Genomic DNA, 20960 nt, shown 5'->3' with positions numbered 1-20960 from the left:
CTGGTGGGTCGGGCCGTCCTCGCCCAGACCGATGCTGTCATGGGTCATCACATAGGCGACCGGCAGGCCCATCAGCGCCGACAGCCGCATCGCGCCGCGCGCGTAATCGGTGAAGGTCATGAAGGTGCCGCCATAGGGGCGGAACCCGCCGTGCAGCCAGATCCCGTTCATAGCGGCGGCCATGCCGTGTTCGCGGATGCCGTAATGGATATAGCGGCCCGTGCGGTTGTCCGGCCCGTAGATACCCTGATCCTTGGTCTTGGTGTTGTTCGAGCCGGTCAGGTCGGCCGACCCGCCAAGCGTTTCGGGCAGGGCGGCGTTGACGGCCTCCAGCACCATCTCGCTGGCCTTGCGGGTCGCGATCTTGGGTTGGCCTTCGCTGGCCTGCGACTTCAGCGTGGCGATGGCGGGGGCCAGCTTGTCGCTGCCCTCGCCCGAGATGCGGCGGGCGAATTCCGCCCGCGCATCCGCGTCCAGCGCATCGACGCGCCCGGCCCAAGCCTTGCGCGTCGCGGCACCGCGCGCACCGATGGCGCGCCACTCTTTCAGCAGATCGGCGGGGATCTCGAACGCCGCGCCTTCCCAGCCATAGGCGGCGCGGGTGGCGGCGATTTCCTCGGCCCCCAAGGGCGAGCCATGCGCGCCGGAACTGTCCTGTTTCTTGGGTGCACCATAGCCGATGATCGTCTTGCAATCGACCAGAACCGGGCGGTCGTCGCGGCCAGCGGCGGCATCGCCCAGCGCGCGGTCGATATCGGCGGCGTCATGGCCGTCGCAGGACAGCACGCGCCAGCCGGATGCCTCGAACCGCTTGCGCTGGTCGGTCGAATCCGACAGCGAGACGCGCCCGTCGATGGTGATGTCGTTGTTGTCCCAAAGGACGATCAGGTTCTTCAGCTTCTGGTGGCCCGCAAGGGCGATGGCCTCTTGGCTGATGCCCTCCATCAGGCAGCCGTCGCCCGCGATCACCCAGGTCTTGTGATCGCAAAGTTCCGCGCCGAACTGGGCGCGCATGGCTTCCTCGGCGATGGCCATGCCGACGGCGGTGGCGATGCCCTGGCCCAGCGGGCCGGTCGTGGTCTCGATCCCTTCGGCATGGCCGTATTCGGGATGGCCCGCCGTGATCGCGCCCCATTGGCGGAAGTTCCTGATCTGGTCCAGCGACATCTGTTCGTAGCCGGTCAGGTGCAGCAACGAATAGATCAGCATCGAGCCGTGCCCCGCCGACAGCACGAAGCGGTCGCGGTCGAACCAGTTGGGGCTGGAGGCGTCGAATTTCAGATGCTTGCGAAACAGCACCGTGGCGACGTCTGCCATGCCCATCGGCATGCCGGGGTGGCCCGAGTTCGCGGCCTCGACCGCATCCATCGACAGGATGCGGATGGCGGCGGCAAGTTGCCAATGTTCGGGATCGGCCTTGCGGCGGGCGGCGATGTCCATGATCATGTTCCTGGGTTTGAAAACGGCACTTCCTGATAGGCAGAGCGCCGGAATGTTGCAACCCACCGTTATTTTTGACCAGCATTTTCGTTTAACGAGGTTCAGATGGATTACCCCCAGCCTATCGTCGGCTTTCGGCAGGACAGATCGGGGGCGCGGCTGATCTGCCTGCTGGACATGATCCGGCTTTCGCGGAAATTCGGGGTGCCCGCGCATTACCTGTGGCTGTCCCAGCCCGACGGTCCCTATCCCGAACTGGCCGATCCGGGGGTGTTCTTCGCGCCCGAATTGCTGGCGCGCCACGTCACCGTCGTCGATGCCCCTCCCGATTTCGGCCAGCGCCGCGCGCTGTCGTCGCTGTCCCATGTCAGCCAGTCGGCGCAATTTGCCGAAGGGCTGGCGAAGGGTGCGCGGTTTCATGGCGGCTCGATGATCGAGGCCACGCGCTTCATCGACGAAAAGCCTGCCGAGGTTTCCGCCGAATTGCGCGCGATCATGCTGGATATCCCGCTGGCGCCACGGCTGGCCAAGGCGCTCAGGACCGCGCGGCGCAAGATCGCCAAGGCGGGCCGCAAGGGTGCGGCAGCGATCCATGTCCGGCGCGGCGACATCCTGGACGGCGATCCGTGGTCCTATCGCGCATGGCCCTCGAAATACCTGCCCGACGAATTCTTTCGCCGTTACGTCGATCTGCGCGACGGACCCGTCATCGCCTTTTCCGACACGCCCGCCGCCGTCCACCACCTGCGCCAGGGCGACGGACGCATCATGCCGGTGGACGACCTGCTGGCCGATCAGGACCTGTCGCTGGCCGAGCGCGACATGCTGGAACTGTTGCTGATGGCCGAATGCGAGGAAATCGCCGCCCCGGCCTCATCCGCCTTTTCGATGGCGGCGGCGCTGATCGGGGGGGCGCGGGAAATGCCCTTGCCGATCTCGCTTGCCCCCGCGGAACGGATCCGCGCCTATGACGAATTGCTGGACCGCGCGATCCACCGCCCCGACAGTTTCCTTGCGCCCGGCGACCTGGCGCAATCGCTGGTCTATGCCGCGCAGCATGCGATCGCGCAGGGCCGCGCGCAGGAAATGCTGGACGGGCTGAACCTGTCCGAGGATTTCCAGACCCGCTTTCCCTTCGTGCGCTACTGGCTGGCGCTGGCTGCGCTTGGGGCGGGCAAGCGGGCCAAGGCGGCGCGGATGGCGTCGAAGGCGATCCGCAGCGACCATCTGCGCAATGCCGACCGCAAGTCGGTGCGCCAGATCCTCGACCTGGCGCGGATCGCGAAGGGGTACGAGGGCGGGGCCGAGGATGCCAGCTTCCTGACCGTGGCCTTCACGGGCGGCGGGCCGCTTGGCCCGGTGCTGGCGCGCCAGGTCCTGCTGCGCGGCGGGGCGGCGGCGGGGGCGCTGATGTTCGGGCCGGAAATGGTCGAGCTGCTGTCCGAACCCGCCGAGACGGGGATGATCGCCACCATCGCCGACGGCCAGCCCGGCGACGCGAAGGTGCTGCCGCATTGGACCTATCTTGCCGACTGGGCCGAACTGATCGGCAACCCCTCGGACCGGGACAACCTGTCGCGCCATCCCCCGCTGCCGCAGAAGCTGGCGGTGGGGGGCGAGTTGCTGGCCACGGTCGAGGAAAGCCTGCTCAACGACCAACTGCCCAAGGTGCCCGCTGCACAGGGGCTGCTGCGCCTTGGCTTTTGCGCGGGCAAGCTGGGGCTGCATGGGCGGCTGCGGCGGGCCTTTGTGCTGCTGCATTGGCTGGACAGGGTGCAGCCGGACAACGCGCTGACCCACAAGCGGCTGGCCGATTGCAGCTATCGCGCGGGCAATCGGGCGGCGGGCCGACGCTGGCTGGATTCGGCCATCCGGCTGGCGCCCGAAAACGCGCTGCTGCATGCCTCGGCCTGCCTGCGCGCGCTGGAGGAACCGCAACCGGGCCGCGCGCGCCGCCATCTGGATCAGGCGCTGCTTTACTGGCCGGATCTGGGCGTGCTGGAACGGCTGAACAATCAGGTCAAGCGGGCCGAGAGGCAGCGCGCACGGCAAAGCGAAAGCGCCGCGCCCGGTTCCTGAAGCGTCGGGTCAGGACGAGCGGTCGATATGGGGCGCGGTCGCCGTGGGCGTGATGCGGCGCGGCGCGCTGTCGCCCTCGGATGCGGGCGGCGCGTCGTCGGGGGCGTCCTGCTGCGGCTCGGCATCCCCGTCCTCGGCCGCGGGCGGGGGCAGCAGGGGGGTCGCGGGGCGGATACGCAGGCGGGTGATGCGGTTCTCGCGGCGGCTGAGGACTTCGAAGCGCAGGTCGCCAAAGGAAAAGATCTGCCCCGGCTGGGGGATCGAGCGCGCGATATGGATGACCAGCCCCGCGATGGTGTTGGCCTCGTCGTCGGGCAGGCTCCAGTCCAGCGCGCGGTTGATGTCGCGGATCGTCATCGCGCCGCTGACGATATATTCGCCCGAGGCGTTGGGCCGCAGTTCCTGGTCGGCGCGGTCGTGTTCGTCCACGATCTCGCCCACGATTTCCTCGAGGATGTCTTCCAGCGTGATCAGCCCGCGCAGGCTGCCGTATTCGTCCACGACCAGCGCGAAATGGGCGCGGCGCGACAGGAATTCGCGAAGCTGTTCGTCCAGCGCGGTCGTTTCGGGCACGAAATAGGGCGGCATGGCGATGGCCAGCACGTCGAAACTGCGCAAGGCGCGCGCGCCGTCCGTCTGGACCGCCTGGTTTATCGCGCGCAGCAGGTCCTTGGCATGGATGACGCCGACGACGTTTTCCCGCTCACCCTGAAAGACGGGCAGGCGGGTGAAGGGGCTGTCCAGCACGGCTTGCAGGATCTGATAGGGCTTCTTGTCCGCGTCGATCATCTGGATCTGCGAGCGGTGCAGCATCACCTCTTCGACCCAGCGGTCGCCAAGGTCCAGCGCGCCCATCAGCCGGTCGCGATCTTCCTTGGCGACGGTGCCGCTGGACTGGCCAAGCGCCAGCGCCCCGGCGATTTCCTCTTGCACGGTGAACAGGTTTGCCGATTGTTCCTGCCGGGGGCCGAGCAGGGCCATCAGCCCCCGCACGATCCCCCGCAACAACGAGACCGCGGGCGCCAGCAGCCGCATGGCCACCCGGATCGGGGGCGCGAGGCGGGTGGCCAGCTTTTCGGGTGCAAGCAGGGCGTATGTCTTGGGCAGGACCTCGGAAAAGATCAGGATCAGCGCCGTCATCACCAGCGTCGCCAGGGCGACCGCGCCAGAACTGAAGATCTGGACGAACAGCGCCGAGGCAAGGCTGGCGGCCAGGATGTTGACGACGTTGTTGCCCAGCAGGATGGTCCCGATCAGCTTCTCGCGGTCCTCGACCACCTCGAGCACGGTTTCCGCGCCCCGGTCGCCCTTGTCGGCGCGGGCGCGCAGCTTGCCCCGGCTGGCCGCCGTCAGCGCGGTTTCCGCCCCCGAGAAAAAGGCGGATATGGCCAGCAGGATCGCAATCGCGACGATGGTGAACAGGATGGCGCCGCCCGTATCCGCGCCGCCGGATGTGACCCGCGTTGCGGTTTGCGTTGCGGTTTCGACGGCGGTTTCCGACATCAGAAAAACGCTCATTCGTTCCTTTCGCCTTCCTCCTGCGGTGGGCCGGCCAACGGATGGTGGTTCAGCACCAGATCGCGCATCCGCCCGTCCATTACATGCGTATAGATTTCCGTGGTGCCAAGGTCGGCGTGGCCCAGAAGCGTCTGGATCGCGCGCAGATCGGCGCCGCCTTCCAGCAGATGCGTGGCGAAAGCGTGGCGGATCACATGGGGCGAAACGCGCGAGGGGTCGATGCCCGCCGCCGCCGCGATCTGCCCGACCAGCCCGTGAAAGGCCTGCCGCGTCATATGCCCTTCCGCGCTGGCGGCGGGGAAAAGCCATTTCGCGCCCTGTCCCGCGACCAGACGCGCCAGGGGGCTGCCCTCGGGCGCATTGTCGCGGATCGCCAGCCAGCCCTGCAAGGCGCGGCGCGCGGGCGGGCCAAGGGGGACCATGCGTTCCTTGCCGCCCTTGCCGCGGATCAGCAGCAGTTGCGGATCGCCCCGGCAGGCCGAGACGGGCAGGCCGACCAGTTCGCTGACGCGCATGCCGGTGGCATAGAGGATCTCGAACAGGGCAAGGTTGCGGGCGCGTTCGGTTTCGCCGCGCCCAAGGCGGGGAACCGCGTCCAGCATGGCCTGAACCTCGGCCCGGTCCAGGGTGCGGGGCAGGCGCTTGGCGCGGCCCGGTCCGCTTATGCGCACGGCGGGGTCGTCCTCGCGCCAGCCCTCGTCCTGCGCGAACCGCATGATCTGGCGGATCGAGGACAGGCGCCGCGCCCGCGTCGCGCGCGACAGCCCTTGCGCGTCGCAATGGCTCAGGTAATCCTCGATCCCGTCGCGGGTCACGTCTTGCAGCGAATGGCCCGCGCGGGCCATCCATTCGCAGAAATCGCGCAGGTCGCGGCCATAGGCCAGCAAGGTATTGCGCGCCGCGCCCGATTCCGCCGCCTGTGCGTCCAGAAAGGCGGAAATGCGGCGCATATCGGGCGCGGGATCGGCCATCAGCGCCCCCCCGAGGCATGTAGCGACAGGATGCGGGGCGTCAGCATCAGCTCGACCGCCGCCTGCCGGGCGATGTCTTCCTGATCCAGCGCGCGCAGGGTGCGCAGCCCGGTGGCGGCGCGGACCAGGTTGCCCTCCAGCCCCGCATCGACATCGGCCAGCGCGGCCAGCAGGGCCTCGCCCCGGCGGTTTTCGGCGATCAGGCGGGCCGGGATTTCGTGCAGCCCTTCCTGCGGGTCGCCCTGGAAGGCGGGGGCAAGGATCGCCGCCGCGCCGTCCGGGTCCTGCCGGGGCAGGCGCGTGCGCGTGCTGCCCGAGGCGAAGGAAACCAACCAGCGGTCGAATTCGGTTGCCTCGGTGGGAAAGACCTCGATCGTGTGGGTCTGATGCGCGGCAAGGGCCAGCCACATGGCGATGATGCCCGCGCGGCCCGACAGTTCCATCGTGGCGCTTTCCGCGCCCACCATGTCGGCCAGCGCATGGCCAAGACCCGCGCGGTTCATTTCCTGATAGGCGATGGGCAGGGCGGCCTCGACCGCGGGTTTGTCGCGGGTGGCCAGCGCCTCGACCAGCCGCTGGATCGCCGCCGCGCGGTCCCAGACCCCGCCCGAGGCTGCGGGCCGCTGAAGGACGTAGATCTGGCGCAGTTGCGATGCCGGGATGGCCGCCACGCGGGCCAGTCGCTCGGCCGCGTCTAGCCGCGCCTTCCAGCCGTTGCTTTCGTCCAGATCGGACAGCGCGAAGGCAAGGGGCAGGTTGCCGGTCGCCAGCGGCTGGCCGATCGCCTCGTGCAGGCGGAAGGAAAGGGGGGTGACGGTCGCGGGCTCGGGCACCGTCTGCTCGCTGTCGGCATAGGCGTCGTCAAGGTAATGCGCCATCAGTTGCGCGGTGTCGTCGTCGATCCGGCCCAGCATGTCCGCGCCGGTATAGACCAGCGCCGCCGCCGCCCAATCGCCGCCAAGCGCAAGGCAGAAGATCCGCGCGGCGAAGCTGGGCGCGATGCCGGGGGTTTCGTCCATGATCCGGCAGGCGCGCGCCTCGTCCCCCGACAGCAGGGCGATGTCGAACAGGCGGCGGAAGCGTTGATGATCGCCCGGACCGGCGGCCAGCAGCAACTCCTGCGCGGCGCCGGTCGCGCCCATGTCCAGCAGCTTGTCCACGCGGGCCAGGAACAGCGCGCCCTCGGTGCCCGGCGTGGTGACGGCGGGCGGATCCAGTTGCGCGGCCAGCACCCGGCGCAGCAGGCGGCGCAGGGCGGGCAATTGGGGATCTTGTTCGCGCACCAGTTCGGCCAGCGTCGCCGTGTCGCTGCCGCCCCACAGATCGGCGGGCAGTCCGGCGGTGCGCGGCGAGACGGTGCCCTTGCCGTCGGGGTTGCCCTGACCCAGCCGGGTGACGCCCACCGGCTCGACCGAGCCGCTTTCGGCAAGGTCCGGGTTGCGGCCGTCCACCGCATCGCGGGGCACCGGATCGCCCGGACGCCAGCCCGAACGGTTCGCGGGTTCCTCGACGGTGCCCGACAGCCAGTCGCTGGCCGACAGCGGCGGGCGCGGGTCGGCCAGCGCGACCGAGCCGGTCAGCACCAGCGCCGCCAGCACCCTTGCCGCAAGCGCGGCGCGGGCAGGGGGCCGTGCTGCGCTCATCCGTCCGACTGGGGTTGGGCCGGTTCCTCGGCCGGTGCGGGGATTTCGGCGCCCAGATCAAGCTCGACCGGGATGCGCATCTCGGATGGCGCGGGGTCCATGTCGCCCAGATAGGCATAGACGGCCAGCGCCCCTACCGCCAGAATCAGCAGGATGACGATCACTCGCAGAAGCCGCATTGGTGGTCCTTTGCCTCATGCACAACATTGTTTCCGTGCGGTCTTACGCCGCCCGATGGCGAATATATATGGCATTTCGGCAAAGATCACGCCATTCAGGCAAGCAATTTGAATAAGTGACCGGGATAACGCGATGCGGCGGAATATCGTGCTGATCGGAATGATGGGGGCGGGCAAGACGGCGGTCGGGTCCGAACTGGCCCGGCGTTTGCAGCTTCCTTTCCGCGATATCGACGTCGAGATCGAGCGCGCCGCCGCCATGACCATCCCCGAGATCTTCGCCCGCGACGGCGAGGAATTCTTTCGCGCCCGCGAATCAGAGGTGCTGGCCCGCGTGATGGCCGACGGCCCCGGCATCGTCTCGACCGGCGGTGGGGCGTGGATGCGCGAGGAGAACCGGCGCAGCGTGGCGGAAAACGGCATTTCCGTCTGGCTGGACGGCGATCTGGAAACGCTGTGGCAGCGTGTCCGCCAGCGGCCCACGCGGCCCTTGCTGCAAACCGGCCAACCCAAGGCCACGCTGGAGCGGTTGCTGAATGCGCGAAATCCGGTCTATGCGCTGGCCGACCTGCGGATCGAGGCGCAGCGGCGCGACACTGTTGCCGCCAGCGCCCAGCGGGTTCTCGATGCGATTCGCGCCACCTACCCCGAGGTTCTGAAGTGAAGATGACCCAGCATTCCGTCCATGTCGATCTTGGCGCGCGCGCCTATGACGTCCTGATCGGTCCCGGCCTGATCGCGCAGGCGGGCGCGCATATCCACCGTCTTTTCGGCCGTCGCCGCGCCGCGATCGTCACCGATGCCACCGTGGCCGGGCTGCATCTGGCACGCCTGCAAGCCGCGCTGCGCGCCCACGGCATCGAGGCCGAGGCCCTGGCCCTGCCCGCGGGCGAGGCCACCAAGTCCTGGGACCAGCTTGGCCGCAGCGTCGAATGGCTCCTGGCCCAACGGATCGGGCGCCAGGATCTGGTGATCGCATTCGGTGGCGGCGTGATCGGCGATCTGGCCGGTTTCGCCGCAGCGATCCTGCGGCGCGGGGTGCGATTCGTGCAGATCCCGACCAGCCTGCTTGCGCAGGTCGACAGCTCGGTCGGCGGCAAGACCGGGATCAACAGCCCGCAGGGCAAGAACCTGATCGGGGCGTTTCATCAGCCCTCGCTGGTGCTGGCCGATATCGACGTGCTGGACACGCTGACGCCGCGCGACTTTCGCGCGGGCTATGGCGAGGTCGCGAAATACGGGCTGCTGGGCGACGAGGGCTTTTTCGGCTGGCTGGAAGCGAACGGCCCGGCGCTGGCCCGCGACCCCGCCTTGCGGGCCGAGGCGGTGCGCCATTCGGTGGCGATGAAGGCCGATATCGTCCAGCGCGACGAAACCGAACAGGGCGACAGGGCGCTGCTGAACCTGGGCCATACCTTCGGCCATGCGCTTGAATCGGCGACCGGATATTCCGACCGGCTGCTGCATGGCGAGGGCGTGGCCATCGGCTGCTGCCTTGCGTTCGAGCTGTCGGCGCGGATGGGGCTTTGCAGCCAGGAAAGCCCATCGCGCGTGGCGGCGCACCTGGCGGCGATGGGCCTGCCAACCCGCATCGGCGATATCGCGGGCGATCTGCCCGACGACGAGGCGCTGATCGCGCTGATGGGGCAGGACAAGAAGGTGCTGGACGACCGCCTGCGTTTCGTCCTGGCGCGCGGCATCGGGCAAAGCTTTGTCACCGATCAGGTCGATATCGACGCGGTGCGGCAGGTGCTGGCCCAGTCGCGCGGGGGCAGGCGCTAGCGGATCTCGTCTGTCGGGCCGGGTTCGTCGCCGTCCACCGCCTTGGAATCCGGCGGGGTTATGCGGCGGACATTCAGGTCCAGCCCGCGCGCCCGGTCCCGGCGCAGCGCCGCGCGGCCCAGAAGCATCAGCGTCACCGGGGCCGTGATCATCACGAAGACGCCGACGATCAATTCGTGAATGACCGGGCGGCCCAGATGCAGCGAAAACATCAGCATCGACGCCAGGATGATCGCCGCGGTTCCCCAGCTTACGCCCAGCGTCGGCGCGTGCAGCCGTTCGTAGAAGGTGCGGAACCGCAGCAGCCCGATATTGCCCAGCAGCGTCAGGGTCGAACCGATGACCAGCAGCACCGCGATCAGGATGGCGGCCCAGAGAGGCAGGGTCTCGATATGGCTGTTCATTCGATCACCTCGCCGCGCATCAGGAACTTGGCAAGCGAGACGGTGGCGACGAAGCCGACGATGGCGATGACGATGGCCGCCTCGAAGAAGAAGACGTTGCCGTTGTCCACCCCGATCACCAGGAACAGCAGCATGGCGTTGATATAAAGCGTGTCCAGTCCCAGGACGCGATCCTGCGCGCGCGGCCCCTTCAGCATCCGTGCGGTGGCAAATCCGAAGGCCACGATCAGGCAGATCTGGGCATAGGTCAGGGCGATGTTCATGATGATCGCGCTCATTCGAAGATCTCCATCAGCAGCAATTCGTAGCGGTCGCCGATCAGGACCTGCCAGTCCTGTTCCTCGCGCAGGTCAAGGATGTGCAGCAGCAGGCGGCCATCCTCGGGGTCATGCTCGATCCAGGCGGTGCCGGGGGTCGCGGTGATGATCATCGCCAGCGTGGCCAGCGCGTTGCGGTCGCGCAGCCGCAGCTTCAGCAGGATGAAGCCGGGGCTGCGTTTGTGGCCCAGCAGATCGCGGACGATGATCACCGCAACCTGGATGTTCGAGCGGATGATGTCGTAGCCCACGGTGAAGAACAGCACGATCAGCGCCCGCCAACTGCGGATCCTGACCCGCTTGGGGCGCAGCAGGCCCACGACCCAGGACGCCCCCATCGCGATGGCCGAGCCAAGCACCAGATGGCCCAGGCTGAAGCGGGTCAGCGCCAGCCACATCAGCAGCAGCGCCACGAACATCAGGGGATGGGGGAAATACCTGCTCATTGCTCCATCCCTTCATGCGGGCCGACGACCGGGGCCGACAGCACGGCGTCGCGATAGACCGAGGGCGTCAGCAGCGCCGAGGCGGTGTCCTCGGTATAGCTCAGCACCGCGCCCGATTTCACGGTTTGCAGCGCGATCATGGCAAGGATCAGGACGACCGGCACGATCTCCAGCGCCAGGATGCGCGGCGCCGGCGTCTCGGACGCCCAGAAGCGGCGGATGCCGATCCGCATCATCGCGATCAGCACGGCAAAGCCCGAGACGATCAGCACCCCCGCATAGGCCCAGATCACTGCCGGGATCATGCCCGTCACCTGCGCATTGTCGCGGATCGCACCCGACAGCATGGCGAATTTTCCGATGAAGCCGGGGAAGGGCGGCAGCCCGGCGATGATGACGGCCAGCACCGCGAAGCTGATGCCGATGGCCGTCCAGGACCCGGTGCGCCCGATGGCGGGGGCGGCCTCGTCCTCGACCGTGCCCATCATCGGCGCCCAGCGGTCGGCGATATAGTCCGGCTCGGGTTCGCGCCCGTCGTCATCGTCGTCGCTGTGTTCCTTTTCGTCGCGGGCGACCGTCTCGGCCAGCAGGAAATAGGCACCGACGGCGATGGTCGAGCCGATCAGGTAGTAAAGCGCCCCGGTCAGGATCTGCTGGCCGCCCCCGATGACGGCGATGCCCGTGGCGGTCAGCACCGTTCCCGACGAGATCAGCGCCATGTGCCCGCCCTTGGTCGCCACGCCCTGCGCGCCAAGCACGCCGAAGGTGCCATAGGCGATGGTCGCGATGCCGCCCAGGATCAGCGCCGGGCCGCCAAAGCCCGCCGAGGCCCCCGCGTCCTCGCCGAAGATCAGCGTGGACAGGCGCAGGATGACGTAAAGCCCGACCTTGGTCATGATCGCGAAACTTGCCGCGGCGGGGGGCGAGGCGGCGGCATAGGTCGGCGGCAGCCAGAAGCACAGCGGCCAGATCGCGGCCTTGGTCAGGAAGGCGATGCCCAGGAAGGCGGCGGCGGCGTGGAAAAGCTGGCGCTGCGCCCCGTCCAGCCCCGGCACCACGCGCGAGATATCGGCCATGTTCAGCGTGCCGGTGGTGCCATAGACCAACCCCGCGCCCAGCAGGAACAGCAGCGAGGCGGCGAGGTTGATCCCGATGTAATGGATGCCCTGCTTGATCCGGTCCACGCCCGAGCCGTGCAGCATCAGCCCGTAGGATGCGGCCAGCATCACCTCGAAGAACACGAACAGGTTGAACAGGTCGCCCGTCAGGAAGGCGCCGTTGACGCCCGCCAGCAGGAACTGGAACATGCTGTGATAATGCTGTCCCTTTCCCTGCCAGCCCGCGGCGGCATAGATCAGCGACGGTATGGCCAGCAGCGTGGACAGCATCACCATCATCGCCGACAGCCGGTCCAGCACCAGCACGATGCCGATGGGCACGGGCCAGTCGCCCATCAGGTAGGTGCCGACGAGGGTGCCGTTGTCCTCGGCCGCGCCCTTGACGCGCACGATCAGCTCGATCGAGACGAGGAACAGCGCCGCCAGCGCCGCCAGTCCGATGCCCAGCTTGATCTGGCGGTGGCGGTCGTCGTAAAACAGCATCAGCGCGCCCGCGACCAGCGGGATCAGGATCGGCGCGACAAGGATATGGCCGGGAACGAAAGTGGTTTCAGGCGTCATTGGTCGCGTTCTTTCCCATCGACGTGGTCGGTTCCGGTCGCGCCCCTTGCCGCGATCATCACGACAAGAAACAGCGCCGTGGTCGCAAAGCTGATGACGATGGCGGTCAGCACCAGCGCCTGGGGCAGCGGGTCGGCATAGGCGGTGGGATCGACGAAGCCCCCGCGCGGCATGATCGGCGCGGCCCCGACATAGAGCCTGCCCATCGAGAAGATGAACATGTTGACCCCATAAGCCAGCAGGCACAGCCCGATGATGACCTGGAAGGTGCGCGGACGCAGGATCAGCCACACGCCCGACCCGACCATTACACCGATTGCAAGAGCCAGGATCAGTTCCATCAGGCGGTTCCCCCTTGCGGTTCGGTGCGCGCGGTTTCGGTGGTTGCGGTTGCGGTTTCGGGGACGGTTTCTTCTTCCAGCTTGTCCAGTTCCTCGGTATCGGCGGCCTCGCGCTTGCGTGTGCCCAGGCGCAGCGACTGGTGGGCGATGGCGATCAGCATCAGCACGACCGAGCCGACGACCAGCGCATAGACCCCGAAATCGAACAGCATCGCCGTCGAGGCCGGAACCTGCCCGATCACCGGGATGTCCAGATAGCGGTAATGCTGCGACAGGAAGGGATAACCCACGATCCAGGCGCCCGCGCCTGTCGCGCTGGCCACGGCAAGGCCCACCGCCATCCAGCGCACGGGCAGCACGGTCAGCCGCGCCTCGATCCAGCGCACGTCGGTCGCCAGGTATTGCAGCAGCAGCCCGATGGCCAGGGTGACGCCCGCGGCGAAGCCTCCGCCCGGCAGGTCGTGGCCGCGGAAGAACAGGTAGGCCGACAGCGCGATGATCGGCGCAAACAGCCACTGCATGATGATCGAGGGCACATAGAGGTAGTTATACAGCGTGGACGGGTTTTCACCCCGCTGCGGCGCGGGCTTCTCGGCGCTTTCGGGCGAGGGGCGGAAACGGCGCAGCAGCGCAAAGACCGTCAGGCCGACGATGGCCAGCACCGTCACCTCGCCGAAGGTGTCGAAGGCGCGGAAATCGACCAGGATCACGTTGACGACATTGGTGCCGCCGCCCTCGGAATAGGAATGGCGCAGGAACCAGTCCCCGACCGAACTGCCGGGCGGCGTCAGCATCACCGCCAGCGCGATCAGCGTCGCCCCGGTGCCGCAGGCCAGCGCGATGACCAGATCGGACCGGCGGCGGAACCGCGCGCGGAAACTGACGTCGCGCGGAATGTTGGGGTCGCGCTTGGGCATCCAGCGCAGGCCCAGCAGCAGAAGGACGGTGGTCACGATCTCGACCAGCAACTGGGTCACGGCAAGGTCGGGGGCCGACAGCCAGACGAAGGTCGCGCAGGTGATCAGCCCCGCGCCGCCCATCAGGATCAGCGCGGCGAAGCGGTGATAGTTCGCCTGCCAGGCCGCGCCGATGGCGCAGACCGCGCCGACGATCCACAGCAGGACGAAGACCGATTCCTGCAACTCCATTCGGGGGAAGGTGATGTTCCATTCCAGCCGCGACAGCGAGGCCCAGACGGCTGCGATGGTCAGCAGCACCATGACCCGAAGCTGCATCTGCAATCCCGGCGCGGTCAGCAGCCGCAGGGCCGCGCGCGGGGCGCGCAGCGCGACATTGGCCATGATCCAGTCGAAGACGCGCTGTCCCGACAGCCTGCGCATCAGCGGCGGCCCCTCGGGTCCGAAGTCGATGCGCGAACGGTTCAGCAGGTAAAGCGCCGTGCCCAGCGCCAGGGCGATCAGGGTCATGTTCAGCGCGGGGGTGATGCCGTGCCAGATCTTCAGGCTGTAATAGGGCAGTTCCGGCCCGATGATCGCAATGGCGGCGGTGCGCAGCCACTCGCCCAGCGCGGCGGCGGGGATGATCCCCACGACCACGCAGATGCCGACCAGCACCGCGACGGGCATCCGCATCATGGTGGGCGGTTCGTGCGGGGTCTTGGGCAGGCCCTTCGGCTCGGGTCCGAAAAAGACCTTCAGCACGAAACGCAGCGAATAGGCGATGCTGAACGCCCCGCCCAGCGTCGCCAGCCAGGGCAGCGCCGCATCCAGGCGCGAGCCGTTGCCGGGCGCATGGGCGACCTCGAAGAACAGTTCCTTGGACAGGAAGCCGTTGAGCAGCGGCAGCCCCGCCATCGCCGCCGAGCCGAGGATGGCCAGCGTGCCCGTCACCGGCATGTATCGAAACAGCCCCGACAGCTTGCGCATGTCGCGCGAGCCGGTTTCATGGTCGATGATCCCGGCGGTCATGAACAGCGATGCCTTGAAGACCGCGTGGTTGACGATGTGGAACACCGCCGCGACGATGGCCAGCGGGCTGCCGATTCCCGCCAGCGCCGTGATCAGCCCCAGATGCGAGATCGTCGAATAGGCCAGCAACCCCTTGAGGTCGTGCTGAAACAGCGCCGCGACTGCGCCCAGTACCATCGTGATGATGCCCAGCCCCGCGACGATGGTGAACCAGGCGTCGGTCCCGCCCAGCGCAGGCTCGAACCGCAGCAGCAGGAAGACGCCCGCCTTGACCATCGTGGCCGAGTGCAGATAGCCCGAAACCGGCGTCGGCGCAGCCATCGCGTTGGGCAGCCAGAAATGAAAGGGGAACTGCGCCGATTTGGTCAGCGCGCCCATCAGGAACAGCCCCAGCACCGCCGGATAAAGCCCGTGCGACCGGATCATCGCCCCCGATCTCAGCACCGTGTCCAGGTTGTAGCTGCCCACGATCTGGCCCAGCAGGATCATGCCCAGCAGCAGGCATATCCCGCCGCCTCCGGTCACGACTAGCGCCATGCGCGCCCCGTCGCGGGCATCCGCGCGGTGATACCAGTAGCCGATCAGCAGGAACGAGGTCAGGCTGGTCAGTTCCCAGAACACCACCAGCATGATGATGTTGCCCGACAGCAGCACCCCGCTCATGGCGCCGGCGAAGGCCAGCAGGCAGGCATAGAACCGCGAGGCCGGATCGTCGGGCGACATGTAATAGCGCGCGTAAAGGACGATCAGGAAGCCGATGCCGGTGACCAGCATCATGAACAGCCAGGCAAAGCCGTCGATGCGGAAGCTCAGCCCCAGGCCGAGCCTGTCCACCCAGCCGATCCGCGAAATGACGCGGTGGCCGTCCTGAACCTGGGGATAAAGGGCCAGAAGCAGGCCGATCATGGCCAGCATGGTCAGACCGGAAATCCAGGCCTCGGCGTTTCGGGCGTTGCCGGGAAGAATGGATGCCGCGCCAGCCGCAAGAAAGGGCAAGGCGACAAGCATGATCAACAGGTTTTGCCCGATCATCCGCGTCCTTCGTCATTTTCGTGTTTTCGCAGCGATCATAGACGCAGGAAGGGGCGGGGAACAACCGGACAGCGCAGATTAATTGTGAATAAAACAAATTGTTATCTGGCTCGTGCAAGGCTGCCGCGAATCCGTCGGTGGCGATGCCCGGCCGATGCTTCCATGAGGCGGGCGTTTGTGAAAGAAGGCATCCATGCAAGGGACCGGACATATCGCGCTGGTGACGGGTGGCGCCAGGTCGGGCAAGTCGGCGCTGGCCGAGCGGCTGGCCGCGAAACTGGCGGGCGGGCCTGACGGTGCGCGCATCTATATCGCGACCGCCCAGCCGCTGGACGGTGAGATGGCGGCGCGAATCGCCCTTCACCGCAAGCGCAGGCAGGACGGCTGGCGCACGATCGAGGAACCGCGCGACCTGACCGGCGCCCTGCTGGGCAGCGACGGGCAGGGGGTGCGGCTGGTCGATTGCCTGACGCTGTGGCTGGCCAACATGGACGGGCGGGCGGACGTGGCCGGGCTGTGCGACTGCCTTGCCGCCCAGCGAAGCCCGGTCGTTCTGGTCACCAACGAATTGGGCCTGGGCATCGTGCCCGCCGACCGCGAGACCCGGCGGTTCCGCGATGCGCATGGCTGGATGAACCAAGCCCTCGCCGCGGTTGCGGATGAAGTATGGATGTCGGTCAGCGGCCTGCCGCTGCGCCTGAAACCGGAAAGGAACATCGCATGAGGGAATTCGACAGCGCCGCCGCGCAGGCCGCACGCGACCGTCAGGACCGGCTGACCAAGCCCCCCGGATCGCTGGGCAGGCTGGAACGGCTGGCGGTGTTCATGGCCGGCTGGCAGGGCCGCCCCGACCCGCGGATAGAACGCGCGCAGGCGCTGGTCTTTGCCGGAAACCACGGGATCGCGGCGCGCGGCGTCAGCCCGTTCGCGCCCGAGGTGACGGCGCTGATGGTCGACAACTTCGACCGGGGCGGGGCGGCGATCAACCAGCTTTGCCGGGTGGCGGGGGCCGATCTGTCGGTGGTGTCGCTGGAACTGGACCGCCCGACCGCCGATTTCACCACCGGCCCCGCCATGACCGGCGAAGAGGTCGCGCAGGCCCTGCAAGCAGGCGCGCGCGCCGTCGATCCCCATGCGGATGTGCTGATCCTGGGCGAGATGGGCATCGCGAACTCGACCGTCGCGGCGGTGCAGGCGGCGGCGGTCTTCGGCGGGACCGGCGCGGAATGGGTCGGGCCGGGCACGGGGGCGCAACTGGACATGCTGAACGTCAAGGTCCAGTCCGTGGACGCCGGGCTGGAACGCCACCGCGCGGCGCGGGGGACCGAGGCCATCCTTGCCGCCTATGGCGGGCGCGAACAGACCGCCATCTGCGGAGCGATCAGGCAGGCGCGCGACCTTGGTATTCCGGTGATCCTGGACGGGTTCATCTGCTCGGCCGCCGCTTCGGTGCTGCTGCGCGACGATCCCGCCGCGCTGGATCATTGCCTTGTCGGCCATCTCTCGGCCGAGCCGGGCCACGCGCGGCTGGTCGAGCGGATGGGCAAGGAGCCTGTCGTGACCCTGGACATGCGGCTGGGCGAGGGCAGCGGCGCCGCGGTCGCGCTGATGGTGCTGCGCGCGGCGCTGGAATGCCACAACGGCATGGCCACCTTTGCCGAGGCGGGCATAGGTGCCTGATCCGCGCCGCCTGCCGGGCGCCGCCGCGCTTGCGCTGGTCTGGCTGAGCCGGTTGCCCGTGGGCCGCTGGCTGCCCGATCCGCCGCCCTCGCTTGCCGCTTCGGTGTGGGCCTTTCCGTTGGCCGGGATCGTGATCGGCGCGCTGGGGGCGGGTGCCTATGCGCTGGCGGTTGTGTGCGGCCTGCCGCCCGCCGTCGCGGCGATCCTGGCCGTGGGGGCGCAGATGCTGGCCACCGGCGGGCTGCACGAGGACGGCCTGGCCGATTTCGCCGACGGCATGGGCGGGACCAGTATCCAGCAACGCTTGCAGATCATGCGCGATTCGCGGATCGGCAGCTATGGCGCGCTGACGCTGGGCCTTGTCACCGCGCTGCGCATCGCCGCGCTGGCGGCGTTGCCCCCTGGCGGGGCCATCGCGGCGCTGATCGTGGGCGGAGCCTTGTCGCGGGCCGGGCTGGTGGTTGCGCTGCGCCTGATGCCGCCCGCGCGCCCCGACGGGCTGGGGCGGCAAGGCGGGCGTCCTGCGAGGCCGCAGGTTGCAGCGGCGCTGGCCATTGGATTGATGTCGGGTATTATTGCTGTTTTATCGGGATATTACGGTGGATTCATTACGTTGTTTCTAGCCATCGTGGCCCTTGCTGCCGTGCAGTTCTGGCTGGGCAGGCTGGCCCGGCGCAGGCTGGGCGGGCAGACCGGCGACGTGCTTGGCGCGCTGCAACAGGCCGGTGAAACCGCGATGCTGACCATTCTTGCCGCAAGGTTATCCTGAAAAGCCTAGAATCCCGGCAAAAGACGACTTATTGGCGGTGCAACCGCGCCAGGGGGCGTATCGACCACGAAAACGGCCCGTGCCTTCCGGCAGGCCGCCAACACGAAGAACATGGGAGAAGCCGATGGGCGGGCTATTGGCCCTTTCTAAGGGGATCGACCGGGTGAACGGCTGGATCGGGCGCCTCGCAAGCTGGCTGATCCTGCTGGCGGTCATCATCAGCGCGGGCAATGCGATCATCCGCAAGACGTTCAACATATCCTCGAACGGCTGGCTGGAATTGCAATGGTATCTGTTCGGCGCGGCCTTCATGGGCGCTGCCGCCTGGACGCTTTTTTCCAATGAGCATATCCGCATCGACCTGCTCTATGCACGGTGGAGCAGGCGCAGCCAGCACTGGATCGACCTCTTGGGGCACCTGTTCTTCCTGCTGCCCTTCGCCGGGCTGATGGTCTGGTATCTCTATCCGTGGTTCCTGCGTGCCTATTATTCGGGCGAGGTGTCGATGAACTCGGGCGGGCTGGTGCTGTGGCCTGCGCGGCTGATCCTGCTGGTGGGCTTCGTGCTGCTGTTCCTGCAAGGCCTGTCCGAGGTCATCAAGAAGATCGCCATCATGCGCGGGCTGATCGAGGACCCGGTCCCCTACGTCTCGCAGCACGAAGCGGCCGAGATCACCGCCGCCGAGACCGCCCGCGAGATGCAGGAGGCGATGGAGAACGATCCCAACGCCCCCGATCCCCAACTTCCGATCCAGCCGGAGGACCGGAAATGATGGAACTCATTGCCCAGAACATGGCGCCGATCATGTTCGCTTCGCTGATCGTGTTCCTGCTGATCGGCTATCCGGTCGCCTTCGCGCTTGCCGCCAACGGCCTGCTGTTCTTCTTCATCGGGGTCGAACTGGCCCCGCTTTCGGGCGGCACCATCAATCTGGACTGGCCCCTGCTGGGGACCCTGCCCAACCGCATGTGGCAGCAGTTTTCCAACGACACGCTGCTGGCGATTCCCTTCTTCACGCTGATGGGGATCATCCTGGAAAAATCCGGCATGGCCGAGGACCTGCTGGACACCATCGGCCAGCTTTTCGGCCCGATCCGCGGCGGGCTTGCCTATGCGGTGGTGCTGGTCGGCACGGTGCTGGCGGCGACGACGGGGATCGTCGCGGCCTCGGTCATCGCGATGGGACTGATCTCGCTGCCGATCATGCTGCGCTACGGCTATGACCGCAAGGTGGCGACGGGGGTGATCGCGGCCTCGGGGACGCTGGCGCAGATCGTTCCGCCCTCGCTGGTGCTGATCGTGCTGGCCGACCAGCTTCAGGTGCCGGTGGGCACGATGTATGCCGGTGCGCTGGTGCCGTCGCTGGTGTTGATGAGCTGCTATCTGATCTTCATCTTCCTGCTGTCGATCCTCAAGCCCGCCGCCGTTCCCGCCCTGCCGGTCGAGGCGCGGACGCTGGGGCACGGCGTGCGCTCGCTCTTGGTGATGGTGGCGCTTGCGGCGGCGCTTGGCTACGCGGTGTTCCGCGTCCTTTATCCCCGGATCGGGGTCGATGCCGATATCGTAGCGTTCGGCGGCGCGGCGCTGTTTGCCTATGTCGTCGCGCTGGCGGACCGTCATCTGAAGATCGGGATGATGTCGCATCTGGCCCAGCAGGTCATCATCGTGCTGATCCCGCCGCTGGCGCTGATCTTCCTGGTGCTGGGCACGATCTTCCTTGGCATCGCCACGCCCACCGAGGGCGGCGCGATGGGGGCCGCCGGTGCGCTGGTGCTGGGGCTGGCCAAGCGCCGCCTGACCTTCGATCTGCTGAAACAGGCGCTTTACAGCGCGACGCGGCTGTCGGCCTTCGTCATGTTCATCATGATGGGCGCGCGGGTCTTTTCGCTGACCTTCTACGGCGTCAACGGGCATCTGTGGATCGAGCATCTGCTGACCTCGCTGCCGGGGGGCGAGATGGGGTTCGTTCTCTTCGTGGCGACGCTGATCTTCTTCCTGGCCTTCTTCCTCGATTATTTCGAGCTGGCCTTCATCATCGTGCCGCTGCTGGTGGTGCCCGCCCATGCCATCGGCATCGACATGGTCTGGTTCGGGGTGATCCTTGCGCTGATCATGCAGACCTCGTTCATGCATCCGCCCTTCGGCTTTTCGCTGCATTTCCTGCGATCGGTCGCGCCGCGCCACCCCTATCGCGACCCCGTGACGGGGCGGATGATCGACGGGGTGACCTCGGGGCAGATCTATATCGGCGCGATCCCCTTCATGGTGGTCCAGCTTGTCATGGCGGGGGTGGTGGCCTTCTTCCCCGTGCTGGTGACGGGCCTGCGCAGCGATGCGCCGCGCGACGCCGCGCCGGTCACGTTCGAACTGCCCAGCCTTGGCGGCCTGCCCCCCTTGGGCGGTGCGCCGGACGAAGGGCAGGGCAGCGTCGGCGGCCTGCCGGGACTGGCGCCGCTTGGCGCACCGCTTGGCCAGCCCCAGACCCCCGTAGCGCCGGGCGGTCTGCCTGCCCTTGGCGTGCCCGAGGGGCTTGGCGGCGCGGCCCCAGAACCGGCCCCCACCCCGGATCCGGCCCCCGCCCCCGTTCCGACCCCCGCCCCCGCGCCTTCGGGCCTGACGGATGGGCTGCCGGGGCTGGGCACCCCGCCGGGGCTTGAGCCCCCCGCACCGCAACCCGAAGCCCGGCCCGAGCCTGCCGCACCGGCATCCGGCGGCCTGCCCGGACTTGGCACACCGCCGGGGCTGGAAGGCG

General features: G+C 67.8%; 19 protein-coding genes. 8 read left to right on the top strand and 11 right to left on the bottom strand.

Annotated features, from left to right (window positions below; all coding sequences use genetic code 11):
* Positions 1-1440: transketolase (locus tag Q0O97_RS15705; protein WP_294931467.1), on the bottom strand; the 1440-nt coding region annotated here is incomplete at its 3' end.
* Between the two features lie 105 nt (positions 1441-1545).
* Here Q0O97_RS15705 and Q0O97_RS15700 point away from each other — a divergent pair.
* The gene (locus tag Q0O97_RS15700) at positions 1546-3519 is read left to right on the top strand and encodes a hypothetical protein (protein ID WP_294931464.1); all 1974 of its coding nucleotides are present in this window, start codon (positions 1546-1548) and stop codon (positions 3517-3519) included.
* Positions 3520-3528: 9 nt separating this feature from the next.
* On the opposite strand, the gene Q0O97_RS15695 is transcribed toward Q0O97_RS15700, so the two are convergent.
* From Q0O97_RS15695 to Q0O97_RS15680, 4 genes are read right to left on the bottom strand one after another with little or no spacing between them, the layout of a single operon-like run.
* The gene (locus tag Q0O97_RS15695; RefSeq protein ID WP_294931462.1) at positions 3529-5037 is read right to left on the bottom strand and encodes an HlyC/CorC family transporter; all 1509 of its coding nucleotides are present in this window, start codon (positions 5035-5037) and stop codon (positions 3529-3531) included.
* Entirely contained in the window at positions 5034-6008 is a 975-nt protein-coding gene (locus Q0O97_RS15690; RefSeq protein ID WP_294931459.1) for a site-specific tyrosine recombinase XerD, read from the bottom strand. The genes Q0O97_RS15695 and Q0O97_RS15690 overlap by 4 nt, the downstream gene beginning before the upstream one ends.
* Positions 6008-7651 (bottom strand): hypothetical protein, encoded by a 1644-nt coding sequence (locus tag Q0O97_RS15685; protein WP_294931456.1) that lies wholly within the window; start codon positions 7649-7651, stop codon positions 6008-6010. The genes Q0O97_RS15690 and Q0O97_RS15685 overlap by 1 nt, the downstream gene beginning before the upstream one ends.
* The gene (locus tag Q0O97_RS15680) at positions 7648-7830 is read right to left on the bottom strand and encodes a hypothetical protein (RefSeq protein WP_294931453.1); all 183 of its coding nucleotides are present in this window, start codon (positions 7828-7830) and stop codon (positions 7648-7650) included. Before Q0O97_RS15680 ends, Q0O97_RS15685 begins: the two co-directional genes overlap by 4 nt.
* A 133-nt stretch (positions 7831-7963) precedes the next feature.
* On the opposite strand from Q0O97_RS15680, the gene Q0O97_RS15675 reads away from it, so the two are divergent.
* Together Q0O97_RS15675 and aroB are read left to right on the top strand one after the other, a co-directional pair.
* Positions 7964-8494 carry a shikimate kinase gene (locus tag Q0O97_RS15675; RefSeq protein ID WP_294931449.1) on the top strand — a complete coding sequence of 177 codons (531 nt, stop codon included), beginning with the start codon at positions 7964-7966 and terminating at the stop codon, positions 8492-8494.
* A gap of 2 nt (positions 8495-8496) precedes the next feature.
* Complete coding sequence (gene aroB / locus Q0O97_RS15670; RefSeq protein ID WP_294931446.1) at positions 8497-9612, top strand: 3-dehydroquinate synthase; 1116 nt, start codon at positions 8497-8499, stop codon at positions 9610-9612.
* On the opposite strand, the gene mnhG is transcribed toward aroB, so the two are convergent.
* The 6 genes from mnhG to Q0O97_RS15640 are packed head-to-tail and all read right to left on the bottom strand — an operon-like array spanning position 9609 to position 15759.
* On the bottom strand, positions 9609-10016 hold the full coding sequence (gene mnhG / locus Q0O97_RS15665) for a monovalent cation/H(+) antiporter subunit G (RefSeq protein WP_294931443.1): 408 nt from the start codon (positions 10014-10016) through the stop codon (positions 9609-9611). The genes aroB and mnhG overlap by 4 nt on opposite strands.
* Complete coding sequence (locus tag Q0O97_RS15660) at positions 10013-10294, bottom strand: K+/H+ antiporter subunit F (RefSeq protein WP_294931440.1); 282 nt, start codon at positions 10292-10294, stop codon at positions 10013-10015. The genes mnhG and Q0O97_RS15660 overlap by 4 nt, the downstream gene beginning before the upstream one ends.
* Positions 10291-10779, bottom strand: a complete 489-nt coding sequence (locus tag Q0O97_RS15655) for a Na+/H+ antiporter subunit E (RefSeq protein ID WP_294931437.1) — start codon at positions 10777-10779, stop codon at positions 10291-10293. The genes Q0O97_RS15660 and Q0O97_RS15655 overlap by 4 nt, the downstream gene beginning before the upstream one ends.
* On the bottom strand, positions 10776-12458 hold the full coding sequence (locus Q0O97_RS15650) for a monovalent cation/H+ antiporter subunit D (RefSeq protein ID WP_294931434.1): 1683 nt from the start codon (positions 12456-12458) through the stop codon (positions 10776-10778). Before Q0O97_RS15650 ends, Q0O97_RS15655 begins: the two co-directional genes overlap by 4 nt.
* Positions 12455-12799: a Na+/H+ antiporter subunit C gene (locus Q0O97_RS15645; RefSeq protein ID WP_294931430.1), complete on the bottom strand. Its 345-nt coding sequence runs from the start codon at positions 12797-12799 to the stop codon at positions 12455-12457. Before Q0O97_RS15645 ends, Q0O97_RS15650 begins: the two co-directional genes overlap by 4 nt.
* A complete protein-coding gene (locus Q0O97_RS15640) occupies positions 12799-15759 on the bottom strand; it encodes a monovalent cation/H+ antiporter subunit A (RefSeq protein WP_294931428.1) in 2961 nt (986 codons plus the stop codon). Before Q0O97_RS15640 ends, Q0O97_RS15645 begins: the two co-directional genes overlap by 1 nt.
* Before the next feature lie 193 nt (positions 15760-15952).
* On the opposite strand from Q0O97_RS15640, the gene cobU reads away from it, so the two are divergent.
* The 5 genes from cobU to Q0O97_RS15615 all read left to right on the top strand — a co-directional run.
* Entirely contained in the window at positions 15953-16483 is a 531-nt protein-coding gene (cobU, locus tag Q0O97_RS15635) for a bifunctional adenosylcobinamide kinase/adenosylcobinamide-phosphate guanylyltransferase (protein ID WP_294931426.1), read from the top strand.
* Positions 16480-17439, top strand: a complete 960-nt coding sequence (cobT, locus tag Q0O97_RS15630) for a nicotinate-nucleotide--dimethylbenzimidazole phosphoribosyltransferase (RefSeq protein ID WP_294931423.1) — start codon at positions 16480-16482, stop codon at positions 17437-17439. The genes cobU and cobT overlap by 4 nt, the downstream gene beginning before the upstream one ends.
* The gene (gene cobS / locus Q0O97_RS15625) at positions 17432-18208 is read left to right on the top strand and encodes an adenosylcobinamide-GDP ribazoletransferase (protein WP_294931420.1); all 777 of its coding nucleotides are present in this window, start codon (positions 17432-17434) and stop codon (positions 18206-18208) included. Before cobT ends, cobS begins: the two co-directional genes overlap by 8 nt.
* Positions 18209-18332: 124 nt before the next feature.
* A complete protein-coding gene (locus tag Q0O97_RS15620; protein WP_294931417.1) occupies positions 18333-18980 on the top strand; it encodes a TRAP transporter small permease subunit in 648 nt (215 codons plus the stop codon).
* The coding region (locus Q0O97_RS15615) for a TRAP transporter large permease subunit (RefSeq protein ID WP_294931414.1) at positions 18977-20960 on the top strand (1984 nt) is incomplete at its 3' end. The genes Q0O97_RS15620 and Q0O97_RS15615, both read left to right, overlap by 4 nt.

The sequence above is a fragment of the uncultured Paracoccus sp. genome (genome assembly GCF_945915435.1).
Lineage (GTDB): Bacteria > Pseudomonadota > Alphaproteobacteria > Rhodobacterales > Rhodobacteraceae > Paracoccus.
The sequence above is the reverse complement of the archived record's forward strand: the minus strand, read 5'-3'. Positions and strand labels throughout refer to the sequence as shown.